This window comes from Mycobacterium sp. ACS4331 (assembly GCF_001667265.1).
Classification (GTDB): Bacteria; Actinomycetota; Actinomycetes; order Mycobacteriales; family Mycobacteriaceae; genus Mycobacterium.
The window spans coordinates 12,979-27,889 of record NZ_LZHW01000094.1 but is presented as its reverse complement, the minus strand read 5'-3'; the positions used below and the strand labels follow the sequence as shown (position 1 = coordinate 27,889).

Sequence of the window (14,911 nt, the reverse complement as noted above, 5' to 3'; positions counted from 1 at the left end):
GCACACCCCCCTTCTCGAGCTTCTGTCCTTCGGTGAGCGTGTCTCCCACGATCAACCTCTTTCTTAGAAGGTGTCCCTGACCCCGCGGGCGGGGCCAGTCCTGCGCCGATCGGTCACGGTCTGTCGACCGGCCCTTCGGCAACGCCGAGCCTACTCATGTGTTGTTTGCTGCGGAAGGGTTGGGGTCACCGTGATCGATGCCGCTCAGGAATCGAACCCGAGCCCGAGTCGGTCGAGGGTTCGAAGAAGGACATTGCGCCGCCCGCCCTGGTGGTCAGCGCGATCGAGGGACCACCGTGTCGCCTGGATACCCACGCTCGCGAACGGCTCGGGCGGGAACGGAAGAGGCTTGCTGCGCACCATGTCCAGTTCGGTTCGGGCCGTCCTTTTGTGCTCGACGAGATCAAGGCAGACGTCGGCCGCGAATCGGGCCGCCGCGACACCGAGTCCGGTGAAGCCGTTGACGTAGGCGACCGCGCCCTTGTATGCCGTGCCCCAGTGCGCGCAGAACCGCGTGTTGGTGTCGATGGCCCCGGCCCACTTGTGCGTGAAGCGGACGTCCGTCAGCTGAGGGAACGTCAGGAAGAAATGTGCCGCGAGGCGCCGATACGTCTCCGGCCGATGCTCATAGGACGGATCGACCCGCCGGCCGAAGTGGTAGATCGCGTCGTACCCACCCCACACGATGCGGTTGTCCGCCGAGAGCCGGTAGTAATGGAACTGGTTGGCGCTGTCGCCCACACCCTGCCGGCCGGCCCAGCCGATCGACGCCATCTGAGCCGGCGACAGGGGTTCGGTGGCCAGCACATAGTCGTAGACGGGCACCGTGTGGAACCGGTTGCGGCGAAGCAGGCTCGGAAACACGTTGGTGGCCAGCACCACGCGCCTGGCGATCACCGCGCCCCCACCGGTCTGGGCCCGCACCTCCGATCCCGCCCGGGCCAGACCCGTCACCGGTGAATGCTCGTGGATGCGTACGCCGGCCTCGGCGCAGGCGCGCGCCAATTCGACCGCCAACTTCGCCGGGTTGACGATCGCGCAGGTCTTGGCATCGAACAGCCCCGCCAGATAGGTGGGCGAATTCACCTGAGCCCGAACCGCGTCCCGGTCCAGGAACTCCCCTCCTCCGTCGGCCGCGGCCTCGGCGAGCCACTCCACCTGATGCGGCTCGGTGGCCACGGTCAACATCCCGCTTCGCTCCCACTCGACGTCCAGGCCGAGTCGCGCGATCTCCTCCTGCATACCGTCGAGGTTCTCCAGGCCGAGTTCATCGAGGCGGTCCAGTTCCTCGGGCCAGCGGGACCGTCCGTTCTCCGCCCCGTGGGTCAGGCTGGCGTCGACGAATCCGCCGTTGCGGCCCGACGCGGCCCAACCCACCCGCTCGGCCTCGAGCAGAACCACACGGGCCGACGGGTTGCGCTGCGCCGCGTGCAGTGCGGTCCACAGCCCGGTGTACCCACCCCCCACCACGAGCAGATCGCAGCTCACCGGGCCGGCCAGTGCCGGGAAGTCGGGCCGGGCATCGCCCAACCCGTCCAGCCACATCGAACCGAAGGCGGAGTCGGCGAGGGCACGGTCGATCAACTGCGGGTCGACGGGACGGTCGAAGACGGTTTCCACGTCAGGCAGCGTACGGCCCCGGCTCGCGGCGAGTCGGGAATCGGGCCGAGGCGGCGGTCACGCCTCCGGCGAGCTTGGTCAGCAGCGGACCGGCGACCGCGAGCACGAAGACATAGGCCGTCGCGACCGACTCCACCACCTCGATGGCCTCGCCGACCAACCCGATGATCACCAGTGAGAACTCACCCCGCACGATCAGAACCGTGCCCGCCCGCCACTGGCCGTGTCTGCCGACACCGTCGCGCCGTGCGGCAGACATCCCGGTCATCACCTTCGTCGCGCCCGTCACCACAGCGAGCACGATCGCGACCGGCAGCATCGGCAGCAGGTGGGCCGCGTCCACCGACAGTCCGATCGCCAGGAAGAACACCGCGGCGAAGAGGTCCCGCAGCGGCGACAGCAGGTCGCGGGCCCGCTTGGCGGTCTCGCCCGTCAGGGTCAGGCCCACCAGGAAGGCGCCGACCGCGGCCGAGGCGTGCACCCACTCCGCGAGCGCGGCCACGATCAGCGTCAGTCCCAGGATCCGCAACAGCAGCAGTTCCGAATCCGGGTGGGACACCATGCGCCCCACGTGATGCCCCCAGCGGTAGGACACCGTGAACGCGGCGATCAAGGCCGTCATCGCGATCGCCATCCCGAGCACCGCCTGCAGCCAGGTGCCTCCAGCGGCCAGGACGGTCAACAGCGGCAGGTAGGCCGCCATCGCGAAGTCCTCGAGCACCAACACCGACAGCACCGAGGGGGTCTCTCGGTTACCGAGCCGTCGCAGGTCGCTCAGCAGCCTCGACACCACCCCCGAGGACGAGATGTAGGTGATGCCCGCCATCGCCAGTATGCCGACCACGTTCAGTCCCAGCAGCCACCCCGCGACGGCACCCGGGATCGCGTTGAGCAGCAGATCCACCCATGCCGACGGCAGGTGCCGGCGCAGGCTGGCGGCGAATTCCGCGATCGAGAACTCCAGACCCAGGGTCAGCAGCAGGAGAACGACGCCGATGCTCGCGCCGGTGGAGATGAAGTCGGCCGCCGCGGGAACGGCGAAGCCCCCCTCGCCGAGCGCGAGGCCGGCGATGAGGTAGAGCGGAATCGGTGACAGCCCGAAACGCCGGGCCAGCGTGCCCAACAGCGTGAGCACGACGAGGATCAGCCCGAGTTGGAGCAGCAGGGCCACCGAGACGTGCACGGCCTCAACCTTTGTCGAGGATCTCTTCGACGCTGGCGATGCCGTCGTCGGTGCCGATCACGATGAGGACATCGCCGCTGCGCAGCACCTCCTGGGGTCCCGGCGAGGGCAACACCTCGTCGTCGCGCACGATCGCGACGATCGACGCGCCGGTCCGCGTCCTGGCCCCGGTGTCGCCGAGGGGGCGATCGACGAACGGACTGCCGGGGCGCACCACGGCCTGCCCCGCGCGCAGACCGGGCACCTCACGGGTCAGGTCGGCGAACCGTTCGGCGATCCGGGGTGCGCCCAGGATCTGTGCCAGCGCCTCGGCCTCGTCGTTGGTCAGCCGGAACAGCGGGTGCGCGACATCGAGATCCTCGGCGGTGTAGAGGACCACCTCGAAGTCGCCGGTGCGTTTCGCCACCACACCGATTCGATCGCCGTCGGCGTTGTCGAACTCGTAGCGCAGGCCCACCCCGGGCAGCAGCACCTCTTTGACGTCCATGGGGTCAGTGTTCCCCGCTGGGGCGTCGCCGCGGCCCGCTTTGACTATCCGAAGACCCCCGCGGGCACGTCGCTGCCGCGCGGCGCCCATCCGGGTGGGCCGAAGATGTAGCCCAATCTGTTCCGCAGTCCGCGCGCCGCGCGCACGTCACGGCCGATCGCCACATACTCGTGGGTCTGCAGTCGCCAGATGTTGAACGTCCCCACCGGTTTCGTCAGCCCGTAGTGCGGGCGGAAGATCTCGGGCTGGAAGGTGCCGAACATCCGGTCCCAGATGATCAGGATGCCGCCGTAGTTCTTGTCCAGGTACTCCGGGTCCATGCCGTGGTGCACGCGGTGATGCGACGGCGTGTTGAACACGAACTCGAAGGGCCGCCAGAGCTTGTCGATCCGCTCGGTGTGCACCCAGAACTGATAGATCAGGTTGAGCGAGAACGCGAAGAACACCATCCACGGCGGAACGCCCAAGAGCGGCAACGGTGCCCACATCAGGATCTCGCCGCTGTTGTTCCACTTCTGCCGCAGCGCCGTGGCGAAGTTGAAGTACTGGCTCGAGTGATGCGCCTGGTGGGTCGCCCAGACCAGCCGAACCCGGTGCGCGATCCGGTGGTAGAGGTACCACAGCAGATCGATGCCCACGATCGCGATGACCCACGTGTACCACTTCGACGGCGAGAGATGCCACGGTGCGACATAGGCGTAGAGCGCGGCGTACCCGAGCAGCGCAAGGAACTTCCAGCCCGCGGTGGTGACCACGGACACCAACCCCATCGACAGGCTCGTCCACGCGTCCCGCGTGTGGTACCCACCGGCGGGATGCTGACCGTCCTCGCCAGCTTGATCCTCGAGGGTCTCGAGTTTGCGGGCTGCCGTCCACTCGATGGTCAGCAGCAGAAGGAAGAACGGCACCGCGAAGAACACGGGGTCGCGCATCTGGGGTGGCAGCGCCGCCAGGAGGTCCTGCATGGGCGTTCAGTCTAGCCGCGCACGAATCCGCGCCCCGGCGAGCAGAGACAGCAATCGCACCCCGGCGGGCGGCGTCACGCCGGTCGGGGTCTGCTCACGCCCGCGGTCATCGGAAACTCAGCACCTCGTCGCCCCACGCGGCGCGGATGGCGCGATCCGGGTCATCAACCGCATGATCGTGCCGGTCGATGACCAGACCCCAGTGTTCGTTCGTGGTGTACCGCGGCCACGGCTCCCCCGCCGGTCCGACGGGCTCGCCCCCTCGAGCGAAGTTCGCCCAGCGGGCCCGCATCCGCGCCGAGATCGCCGCACCGATCCCCCGGCCGCCGAGTTTGAAGGTGATGTCCTTGGGCCCCATCACGAGATTGCCCCACACGTAGGGCAGTTCCGTGGCGTGCGCGGCGCCGAGCCGCAGCAGTTTGAGCATCGGCGTCGACCAGTCGAACCGATACACGTAGACCGGCGCGACCGCACTGTGGCCGTCGGCGAACCACAACGTCGGCATCCGGAAGCCCACGTCTCGTGCGACGTGCATGCCGCGCACCCGGGTCCGAATACCCGAGTAGGCCGATCCGATCTGCGCCTCCGAGGGAATCGCCAGTTCGGGCTGCTCGGCCGCGATCTCCTCGAACATCGCACGGATGGTCTTCGGCGCGATCGGCATCAACGGCGACTTCATCCAGCGGAACAGCGAGGCCTCGTCCCGATTGGTTCCGATGATCAGGGGCACGGGCAGCGATCGACCGTCCCGGGCCAGTTTCACCGGGTAATCCGGCACCAGGTCACCGTCGACGATCGGCGCGAACGCCAATATGCCCGGTTTGGTGGACGGCACCTCGTCGAACACCTGCATCGACGCCTCCACCAGCGCCTCGACGGGCAGCGCCCGCGCCTCGTCGACCGAGACGCCCACCCGATCCAGCAGCAGGAGCGCGGTGCTGCGGGCGCGCTCGCTGTCGTAGGCCGAGGTGGCGGGCGAACTCTGCGCGATCGCGCGGTGGAACAGGCCGGCCGCGGCCGGACAGGTCAGCAGCGTGGTCACGATCCCGGCGCCGGCCGACTCGCCGAACAGTGTCACCTGCCCTGGGTCGCCGCCGAACCGCGCGATGTTGTCGCGGACCCACTCCAGGGCCAGCAGCACATCGCGGATGCCGACGTTGGTGTCGAACTCGCCGTCACCGCCGAGACCGCCGAGTTCCAGGAATCCCAGCGCACCCATCCGGTAGTTGAGGGTGACGACGACGACGTCCTCGCCCGCCAGGGCCCGGCCGTCGTAGAGGGGTTGGCTGGCCGCGCCGAAGATGTAGGCGCCGCCGTGCACCCACACCATGACCGGCCGGCCCTGCTGATCGCCCAGCGCCTGCGACGGGCTCCAGACGTTGAGGAACAGGCAGTCCTCGGAGGCGCGTGTGCCGGGACCGAGCGGGATCGGGCTGTCGGGTTGCGGGCAGACCGATCCGTAGGCCGTCGCCTCCACAATCTCTGGCCACGGTTCGGGCCGCACGGGCGCCCGCCAACGCAGGTCCCCCACCGGCGGTGCGGCATATCGGATGCCCTTCCAGGATGCGACCACGCCGTCGTCGACCCCGCGGACTGGACCAGACGCCGTCTCGACGACGGGCCGTCTGGGTGTGGGAGGAGCCGCCCCGGTCATCTGGGTTCTCCGTTCCTGTCTGCGGCACAGTGCTCCGGCCAGGTTACTCGCGGCACCCCGGCCGGAAATTGGTCATCTGGCCACTTATCCTGGCGCGGTGCGCACGTGGGCGCTGCTGGCCGCAGCCATCCTGACCGAGGTGACCGGCACGCTGTCGTTGCGCGCATTCCAGGACAACTCGCTGTTCCTGGCCGCGGTCGTCCCGGGGTATGTCCTGTCGTTCGTCTTCCTGGCCCTGGTCCTGCGCGCGGGCATGCCCGTCGGGGTGGCCTATGGAATCTGGGGAGCCTGCGGCACCGCGCTGACCGCGGTGCTGGCGTCGCTGATCTTCCGCGATCCGTTCACCACACCGATCATCGTCGGGATCGTCCTGATCATCGCGGGGGTGCTGATGGTCGAGTTCGGCTCCCACAGAGCCGTCGAACCGCCAGCGGCGGGAGAGACGTGATGATGTGGCTTGCGCTTGCCGCGGCGATCGCCATCGAGGTCGCGGCGACGCTGTCGCTGCGGGCCTCCGAGGGCCTGCGGCGCCGAGCCTGGATCGCCCCGGTGATCCTGGGCTACATCGCCTCCTTTGTGATGTTGTCGTGGTCGTTGTCCCTGGGCATGCCGGTCGGCATCGCCTACGGGGTGTGGTCAGCCTGCGGTGTCGCGCTGGTCGCGATGATCGCGCGGTTCCTGTTCGCCGAACGGCTCACGCCGATGATGGTCGCGGGCATCGGGCTGATCATCGCCGGCGTGCTGATCATTCAGCTGTTCGGCTCCGTGCACGCCTGAGTGCAGCGCCGTGGCCAGCACGGCGATCGCCGCGCCGGCCACCACCACCGACAGCAGGCTGATCCGCAGGCTCGCAGCGTCAGCGAGCGCACCCACCAGCACCGGCGAGAGCAGGAACCCGCCACGCATCAGCCAACTGACGATCGTCAGGCCTGTGCCGGGACGAAGCCCAGCGACCCGATCGGCACCGTGAAACGCCGCGGGCACCGCGCTGGCGACGCCGAGTCCGGCCAGCGCGAACCCGACGACCGTCATCGGGACCGTCGGGCAGGCGAGGGCGGTCCCCATTCCCACGGCGATCAGGATCCCGCCGCCCCGCACCACGGTCCGCTCGGAGAATCGGTCCACCAGACGGTCGCCGATCAACCTGCCGATGAACTGGAAGGAGACCAGGGCGATGAAACCGCTCGCCGCCAGCGCGGGCGGCGCACCCAGCTCCCCCAGGTACAGCGTCGCCCAGGAACTGCCCGCATCTTCGACGAACGCTCCCGCGATGGCCAGGGCCGCGAGGGCGGCCAGCGCCAGCGCAGGCGCGGCGCCCGGCGTGGCGCGAGCCTGGGACCTCGCGGGCGGATCGGTGACGACGGACACCTCACTCAGCGCGCGGAGACCCAGCAGGCAGACCAGGGCACACAGCACCGCCACCGTGGACAACTGCCAGACCCGCGGCACGTCGAGCGCGATCGCCGCGGCCGCCGCCGCGCCGCCGGCGATCGCACCGACCGACCACGTGGCGTGCAGCGAGTTGATGATCGACCGTCCGTACTCCCGTTGCACCGACAGGCCCGTGGCGTTCTGCCCCACATCGGTGACGGCGTCGGCCGATCCGGCGACGAACATCGCGGCCGCGAACAGCACGGGCGTCGGCGCCGCACCCGCGGCCACCGCCAGCGCACCCAGAAGGAGGCTGGCGCACACGGCGACGTTCGCCGGCCCGAACCGGCGGATCAGCGCGGCCGCGGTCAGCCCGGACAGCAGGGCGCCCGCCGAGAACGCCGCGACCGACAACCCGAATGCCGTATTCGACAGCTCCAGGTCAGCCTTGATCTCCGGGAATCGGGGCGCGAGATTCGCAAACAGCGCGCCGTTGGTGAAGAAGAGCGCAGCGACCGCCGTCCGCTCCCGGCGAATCCGCTGCTTCCCCACCCCACGATCGTGCCGGATCTCCGTCTCGCGCGACGTGGTCGCGCCGACCCAGCAAGATTGAGGCATGACCGCACCCGAGAGTGCCCTGCTCGACCTCGCATCACGTCACGGGGTCGCCACCGAGTACGACGATTGGACCGGCCGCCGGGTCCCCGTTGCCGCCGAGACGCTGATCGCGGTGCTGTCCGCGCTCGGCGTTCCCGCGTCGACGGCGGCCGACTGCGACGAGGCCCTCACGGCCGCCGACCGCACGCGTTGGTCCAGGTCGCTGCCACCGACCATCGTGGGCACCGCTGGTGCGGAGACCGCGTTCTGGGTGCACGTCACGCACGGCGATCCGGCGCACCTGTGGATCAGACTCGAGGACGGCACCGTTCGGTCCGGCCTGCGTCAGCTCGAGAATCTCACTCCCCCTTATGATCTCGATGGCCGACTGGTCGGCGAAGCGACGTTCGCGGTGCCCGGCGACCTTCCGCCCGGATACCACCGTGTCCACCTGAGCAGCGGCGACACCGAGGCGAGCGCGGGGTTGATCATCACGCCGGCGTGGCTGGGCCTGCCGGCCCGAATGGGTCATGGCCGCGCCTGGGGGCTGGCCACCCAGCTGTACAGCGTGCGTTCGGAGCGGTCCTGGGGCGTGGGTGACCTGACCGACCTGACCGATCTGGCGGTGTGGTCGGCGTCCCGGCACGGCGCCGGCTACGTCCTGGTCAATCCCCTGCACGCGGCCGCCCCGACACGACCCATGGAGCCCTCGCCGTACCTGCCCACCTCGCGCCGTTTCGTCAACCCGATCTACCTGCGCGTGGAGGCGATCGCAGAGTACGGCGACCTTCCCAAGCGCCGCCGCGTACGCCGGCTGCGCGCCGACCTGCGCGCCCGCACACGTGACCTCGACGCCATCGACCGCGACGCCGCCTGGGCCGCCAAACGCAAGGCGCTCAAGCTGGTGTTTCGCGTGCCGCGATCGGCTGGGCGCGAGTTGGCCTACGCGGCGTTCCGGGACCGCCGAGGCGCAGCCCTCGATGACTTCGCGACCTGGTGCACGCTGGCGGAGACCTACGGTGCCGACTGGCATGACTGGCCGAAGGCACTGCAGCACCCGGCGTCGCCCGCGGTGCGCGAGTTCGCCGAAAGGCACAGTACCGCAGTTGATTTCCATCGCTGGATGCAGTGGCAGCTGGACGAACAGCTGATGACGACACAGGCCGCCGCGGCGCAGGCCGGCATGGTGCTGGGAGTGATGCACGACCTCGCGGTCGGCGTGCACCCCAACGGCGCCGACGCATGGGCCATGCAGGACGTGCTGGCGCTGGGGGTCACCGCCGGAGCGCCGCCGGACGAGTTCAACCAATTGGGGCAGAACTGGTCCCAACCTCCGTGGCGGCCCGATCAACTCGAGGAGCAGGAGTACCGCCCGTTCCGCGAACTCATCGCGCACGTGCTGCGCCATGCCGGCGGAGTCCGGATCGACCACATCATCGGCCTGTTCCGGTTGTGGTGGATTCCCCAGGGCGCTCGACCCGATGCCGGCACCTACGTGCGCTACAACCACGAGGCGATGATCGGCATCGTCGCCCTGGAGGCACAGCGTGCGGACGCCGTGGTGGTCGGTGAGGACCTCGGGGTCGTCGAACCCTGGGTGCGCGACTATCTGCGTGGCCGCGGCATTCTCGGCACGTCGATCCTGTGGTTCGAGCAGGACGAGCACCACGGCGGCCCACTGGCCGCCGAGCATTGGCGCGAATACTGCCTGTCCTCGGTCACCACCCACGACCTGCCGCCCACGGCGGGTTATCTGGCCGGTGAGCACGTCCGCCTGCGGGATTCCCTGAATCTGTTGACCCGCTCGGCCGACGAGGAGATGGCCGACGACCGGCGCGCACAGCAGGCCTGGCTGGCCGAACTGCGACGGGTGGGACTGCTCGGCGACGCCACGTCCAATACTGTCGCGAGCGACAATTCGGACGATGTCGGACAACGGAATTCGGACAGCGAGGCGGTCATCGCCGCCCTCTACCGATACCTCGGCCGGACACCGTCGCGACTGTTGGCGCTGGCACTGCCGGATGCACTGGGCGATCCCCGCACCCAGAATCAACCGGGGACCACCGACGAGTATCCGAACTGGCGTGTGCCCTTGTCCGATTCGGCTGGCCGACCGGTCCTGTTGGAGGACGTCTTCACCGACGCGCGTGTCGCGGCGTTGTGCGAGGGTCTGCGCGAGATCACCGGGGCGTGAGCGGGCACTGCGCCCGTTCACCGGGCGGATGTCGCTGGCGCTTGTAATATGCGCCTCATGCCGTTGGCCGACGGTGCCACGTTCGCGGGCTACACCATCATTCGTCTCCTGGGCGCCGGAGGCATGGGTGAGGTGTATCTGGCGCGCCATCCCCGGCTGAACCGCCAGGACGCCCTCAAGGTGCTGACCGAGACGTGCACCGAGGACGCCGAGTACCGCGGCAGGTTCGACCGCGAGGCCGATGTGGTCGCCGGTCTGTGGCATCCGCACATCGTGGGGGTGCATGACCGCGGCGAGTACGAGGGCAAGCTGTGGATCTCCATGGACTACGTCGACGGCATCGACGCCGCCGAACTCCTCGCCCGCAACCCGTCGGGCCTGCCGTTGGCCGCCGTGGTGCCGATCGTCACCGCGGTCGCCGAGGCGCTCGACTATGCCCACGCCCGGCATCTGCTGCACCGCGACGTCAAGCCCGCCAACATCCTGATCGCCGACCCGGGGACACCGGATGAGCGAATCCTTTTGGCGGACTTCGGCATCGCGCGCCGCGACGATGACACCAACAGCCTGACCGCCACCAACATGACGGTCGGCACGGTGTCCTACGCGGCGCCCGAGCAGCTCATGGGCACCGACCTCGACGGCCGTGCGGACCAGTACGCCCTGGCCGCGACGGCATTCCACCTGCTGACCGGGTCACCGCCGTTCGCGCACTCGAATCCCGCGGTGGTGATCAGCCAGCACCTGACCGCGGCCCCACCCCGGCTGGGCGGACACCGTCCCGAGCTGGCAGCGCTGGATCCCGCACTGACCAAGGCGATGTCGAAGAATCCGGCGGACCGCTACGCCCGGTGCATCGACTTCGCCCGGGCCCTGGGCCATCCCCAGGCCGGTGGGCACATCGCGGAGTCGGCCGGATACGTCGAACCGACGCAGCTGGCCCCGGCGATGCACAGTGCGCATTCGCATCGGGCCGCGGCGGCCCCCAAACCGCCCTGGCTGCGTCCGGTGGTGTTGCTTCCCGCTGTGCTGGCGGTGCTGCTGGTGGCCGCCGTGGCGTTCGCTGTGGGCGAGTTCGAGGGTGACCGGGCGACCACGTCCGGGTCCACCACCACCGCTCGGACCACCCCGCCCACCGCGGCGACCGCAGCCCCCGCCCCGGCCACCGAGACCGTGACCGACACCACCGACGTGGTCGTCGAAACCGAGACTGAGATCGCCACGACCGCGGTCCCGGCCGAGGCGACCGTCGTCGTCGGCGGCACGTGTGATCAGCCCGGTGCGACGGGCAGCACGGCCGCGGGCGCCACGGCCTACTGTTCGAACCTGCAGTACACCGACCGGTACCTGTGGTCGCTGTCGCCAGGTGTCATCCCCAATCCGGTGGTCACCACCTCCCCGACCACCGCCCCGCCGTACGAGACCGAGTCGCCGGTGCGCATCTGCATGGACCAGACGGGCCACAGCAGACTGCGCTGCGCCGAGGAGATCCTGCGCGGAAACACCCAGTGACGGCAGGTGCGGCGACGGCCCGCGAACCGCGGATGAAACGTTCGGGGCCGCTGCGCCGATCAACCATAAGTTTCACAGGTGTCCCAACTGCGATATCTTCACTCCGCAGAACCATTGGAGGTCGTGCGTGAAGAAGCTTGCTCTGTTCCTGTCAGGCGCGGGAGCTGCCGTATCCATGGCGGTGATCGGCGCTTCGCAGGCCACCGCGGCCCCGCCGGATGTGACCGGGGAGATGTACGGCCGCGCCGTGGCGATTCTGAAGAGCCAGGGTTACAAGGCCGTCTTCGGCGGTTCGATCGGCAATGACCTTCCGCAGTCGCAGTGCCTGGTTCTCGAGCAGCAGCCCGCGGGCCGCAACGTCCGCCTGCGTCTGGACTGCAACCTGCAGCCCGGCCAGGACCAGCCGCAGGCCCCCAACACGCACTCGCTGGTTCCGCCCGGCGGTTCGGTGCCGGGCAGCACCGCGGGTCAGCAGGCCCCGGCCGATCCGGGTCGGCCGACGCCGGGTGCCGGCACCGTGACGGTGACGCCGCGTCCGGTCGGCTGACTATCCGCTGACCATCGTGTGCAGTTCGGGCAGCGACCACGGCGCGGACGTGTGGTGGTCGCGGTACCCGAGCAGCGCCGGGGTCGGCTTGGCGAACCGCCCGACGAACCCGCCGGCGCCGATCAGGATCTGGCCGGTCACCTCGGAGGCGAGATCGCTGGCCAGATACGCGTACAGCGGTGCGACGTACTCCGGCGGCGCCGCATCGAGTGCACCGTGCGCCGATGCGTCGTCCAGCAGGCCTCGCCGATTCAGGTCGGCGATCTGCTCCTCGTAGTCGGCGCCGGTGGACAGCCGCGTCTTGGCGCCCGGGCACACGACGTTCGCCCGGACTCCGTGCTCGGCGAGTTCGGCGGCGATCGACACGGTCAGGCCGTTGACCGCACCCTTGCCCGCTGGGTAGCCGGTGCCGCCATAGTCGCCGAGGAACGCGAACGAGCTGGTGTTGACGATCGCCCCCGATCCCTGCGCCACCATCAGCGGCGCGGCGGCTCGGCAGGTGTGGAACGCCGTGCCGAGGTGCACATCGATCAGTTCGCGGAATTCTGCGCTGCTGATCGTCAGGATCGACGATCGCGGCGGTTCCGGGATGCCGGCGCAGTTGATCAGGATGTCGATGCCGCCGAACGTCTCGGTGCACGTGGCGATCAGGGCGGCCGCTGTCGTGTCGTCGGTGGGTGATCCGGTGAAGCCGACTCCGGTGCGACCCGCCTCGTTGATCGCCGACACGGTCTGCGACACCGCGTCGGAGCTTCGTCCGTTGACGACGACGTTGGCGCCCAGTTCCGCCAGAAGTTCGCTGACGGCCCGACCGATTCCCCGGGTGCCGCCCACGACGACGGCTGACTTTCCGGCCAGATTGGGTTCGCGCACTGCCACTTCCCGTCCTTCCGAGCGCGCTGCCCGACGCTGGACAGCTGCCTAGAGTGGGAATCCTGCCATGAGTGCCAACCGGGGATCCGAACCGAGTACGCGTCGCAATGTGGTCAACACCCTGTGGGCGTCGGCCGCGGCTGTGCCCCCGCTGTCCGCTGGAACCGGCGCGGCATACCGATCGCTGTTCTTGACCGCGCGCCGGTTCATGCTGGGCCGGCGGATCAGGGCCCGACTCGACCACGGCGACCTCGCCATGACGGTGACGGCGTTCGAGTCCCGACTCGACGTCCTGGCGATGGCCCGCGGGCGGCTCGATGACGTCCGGTTGCACGCCGCCGACATCACCTGGGACTCTTACCGTTTCACGCGCGGTACCGCGCGCCTGCACAATGTGCGGATTCTGCCCGGGACACCGCCGACGCTGGTCGCGGCGCCGGTGCACCTGACCCTCGACATCCCGGCCTCGACGCTGGATGTGTGGTTCCGTCAGGTCTCGCGATGGTTCGTCGGTGACGTCGGCGACGACGGCGTGGCCCGCGTACACCTGGCGCGCTGGCCGGGCTGGGGCTTTGTGGTCGTGGACGCCGACCTGCCGGGGTCCGGACCGCCCGCGGTGGTGGTCAGGCCGCACACCCTGGTCGTCGGCCGACACCACAGACGGATACCGCTGCGCCTGCGGACCCGCCGGTTCCACCTGCCCGACCTCCCGCACGGCCTGCAGTTGACACACGTGCACTTCGAGCCGAACCTGCTGCGCCTGAGCGGCACGGTGCCGGAGTGGCGCCTGGAGTTCTCCCGCCGCCGGGTCGAGGTGCTGTTGCACCAGCTGCGCACGGCGCGGGTGCTGACCCTGACCCGTTGGATCTAGTCGGGGATCCAGTCGAAGGTCTCGGGGTCCGGACCGAGCCGGCCGGCCACCCCGCGGTCCAGGCCGCTGATGTCGGCCATGGTCTGACCGTCGAGAGTGAAGTCGAACAGTGCGGCGTTCTCCTTCATCCGTTCCGGGGACGTGGATTTCGGGAACACGATGTCGCCGCGCTGGAGGTGCCAGCGCAGCACCACCTGTGCCGGTGTCCGGCCGAGCGCCTCGGCGATGTCGGTGATCACCGGGTCACCGAGGACTCGGCCCTGCGCGATCGGCGACCACGCCTCGGTGGCGATGCCGTGTTCGAGTCCGTACGCCCGCACGTCGTTGTTGGCGAAGTACGGGTGCACTTCGATCTGGTTCACGGCGGGCACGGTGTTCGACCCCGCGGCCAGTCTGTCGAGGTGGCCAGGGGTGAAGTTGGAGACGCCGATGCTTCGGGCGCGGCCGCTTTCGGCGAACTCCTCCAGCACATTCCAGGTGGAGATGAAATCGCCGTCGTAACGAGTCGGCAGCGGCCAGTGGATGAGGAACAGGTCGACGTACTCGGACCCCAGCGCCGCGAGGGTGGCGTCGAACGAGCGGCGGGCATCGTCGGGACGGTGAGCGCCATTGTGCAGCTTGCTCGTGATGTAGACGTCCTTGCGGTCCAGGCCGGCATCCCGCACGCCCTGCCCGACGCCCTCCTCGTTGCCGTACATCTCGGCGGTGTCGATGTGGCGGTAGCCGATCTCGAGCGCCTGCCGGACCGCGGCGGCGGTGTCCTCCGGCGGAATCTGGTAGACGCCGAATCCCAGTGCCGGGATGGTGCTGCCGTCGTTGAGGGTGATGTCGGGAATCGTGCTCATCTGGTCTCCAGTTCGTCGGGATCGGCTACGACGCTACGCCTGGAATACAGGGGGCCGCGCGGTGCGTTGAAAGGCGCGACGGTGTCGGTCTGCCCCGGCCCCCAACACAGAATCGTCGCTTCGAGCGACCACTCGCGCCAGAGGCGCAACCGGCCCCGTCACCGGCCCGGCCGCTCTATGATCATAGAG

General features: G+C 69.3%; 13 protein-coding genes and 1 pseudogene. 6 read left to right on the top strand and 8 right to left on the bottom strand.

Going from position 1 to position 14,911, the window contains the following annotated elements; translation table 11 throughout:
- Window positions 1-204 precede the first annotated feature (204 nt).
- The 5 genes from A5727_RS22125 to A5727_RS22105 form a co-directional block, all read right to left on the bottom strand.
- Complete coding sequence (locus A5727_RS22125; protein WP_068255127.1) at window positions 205-1,620, bottom strand: NAD(P)/FAD-dependent oxidoreductase; 1,416 nt, start codon at window positions 1,618-1,620, stop codon at window positions 205-207.
- A 1-nt stretch (window position 1,621) separates the two neighbouring features.
- Complete coding sequence (locus tag A5727_RS22120) at window positions 1,622-2,803, bottom strand: cation:proton antiporter (RefSeq protein ID WP_068255123.1); 1,182 nt, start codon at window positions 2,801-2,803, stop codon at window positions 1,622-1,624.
- Between the two features lie 4 nt (window positions 2,804-2,807).
- Complete coding sequence (locus tag A5727_RS22115; protein WP_068255120.1) at window positions 2,808-3,290, bottom strand: cation:proton antiporter regulatory subunit; 483 nt, start codon at window positions 3,288-3,290, stop codon at window positions 2,808-2,810.
- A 44-nt stretch (window positions 3,291-3,334) separates the two neighbouring features.
- The gene (locus tag A5727_RS22110; RefSeq protein WP_068255117.1) at window positions 3,335-4,255 is read right to left on the bottom strand and encodes a sterol desaturase family protein; all 921 of its coding nucleotides are present in this window, start codon (window positions 4,253-4,255) and stop codon (window positions 3,335-3,337) included.
- A gap of 106 nt (window positions 4,256-4,361) precedes the next feature.
- Window positions 4,362-5,909, bottom strand: coding sequence for a carboxylesterase/lipase family protein (locus A5727_RS22105; RefSeq protein ID WP_068255115.1), 1,548 nt, complete (start codon window positions 5,907-5,909; stop codon window positions 4,362-4,364).
- A 97-nt stretch (window positions 5,910-6,006) separates the two neighbouring features.
- On the opposite strand from A5727_RS22105, the gene A5727_RS22100 reads away from it, so the two are divergent.
- Together A5727_RS22100 and A5727_RS22095 are read left to right on the top strand one after the other, a co-directional pair.
- On the top strand, window positions 6,007-6,357 hold the full coding sequence (locus A5727_RS22100; RefSeq protein ID WP_068255112.1) for a DMT family transporter: 351 nt from the start codon (window positions 6,007-6,009) through the stop codon (window positions 6,355-6,357).
- A gap of 2 nt (window positions 6,358-6,359) precedes the next feature.
- Window positions 6,360-6,686 (top strand): DMT family transporter, encoded by a 327-nt coding sequence (locus A5727_RS22095; RefSeq protein WP_068255138.1) that lies wholly within the window; start codon window positions 6,360-6,362, stop codon window positions 6,684-6,686.
- Here the strand turns inward: A5727_RS22095 and A5727_RS27145 are convergent.
- Window positions 6,687-7,898, bottom strand: a pseudogene (locus A5727_RS27145) (MFS transporter); the annotation flags it as partial.
- Between A5727_RS27145 and malQ the strand changes: the two are divergent.
- From malQ to A5727_RS22080, 3 genes are all read left to right on the top strand, one after another.
- Window positions 7,897-10,074, top strand: coding sequence for a 4-alpha-glucanotransferase (malQ, locus tag A5727_RS22090; protein ID WP_068255109.1), 2,178 nt, complete (start codon window positions 7,897-7,899; stop codon window positions 10,072-10,074). The pseudogene A5727_RS27145 and the gene malQ sit on opposite strands and share 2 nt — an antisense overlap.
- A 57-nt stretch (window positions 10,075-10,131) precedes the next feature.
- Window positions 10,132-11,586: a serine/threonine-protein kinase gene (locus A5727_RS22085; protein ID WP_068255136.1), complete on the top strand. Its 1,455-nt coding sequence runs from the start codon at window positions 10,132-10,134 to the stop codon at window positions 11,584-11,586.
- A 127-nt stretch (window positions 11,587-11,713) separates the two neighbouring features.
- Window positions 11,714-12,133, top strand: coding sequence for a hypothetical protein (locus A5727_RS22080; protein WP_157521511.1), 420 nt, complete (start codon window positions 11,714-11,716; stop codon window positions 12,131-12,133).
- Here A5727_RS22080 and A5727_RS22075 read toward each other — a convergent pair whose 3' ends face one another.
- The gene (locus A5727_RS22075) at window positions 12,134-13,012 is read right to left on the bottom strand and encodes an SDR family NAD(P)-dependent oxidoreductase (protein WP_502687701.1); all 879 of its coding nucleotides are present in this window, start codon (window positions 13,010-13,012) and stop codon (window positions 12,134-12,136) included.
- Window positions 13,013-13,073: 61 nt separating this feature from the next.
- Between A5727_RS22075 and A5727_RS22070 the strand changes: the two genes are divergently transcribed.
- Window positions 13,074-13,877: a hypothetical protein gene (locus A5727_RS22070; protein WP_068255106.1), complete on the top strand. Its 804-nt coding sequence runs from the start codon at window positions 13,074-13,076 to the stop codon at window positions 13,875-13,877.
- Here the strand turns inward: A5727_RS22070 and A5727_RS22065 are convergent.
- Window positions 13,874-14,722: an aldo/keto reductase gene (locus A5727_RS22065; RefSeq protein WP_068255103.1), complete on the bottom strand. Its 849-nt coding sequence runs from the start codon at window positions 14,720-14,722 to the stop codon at window positions 13,874-13,876. The genes A5727_RS22070 and A5727_RS22065 overlap by 4 nt on opposite strands.
- Window positions 14,723-14,911 lie beyond the last annotated feature (189 nt).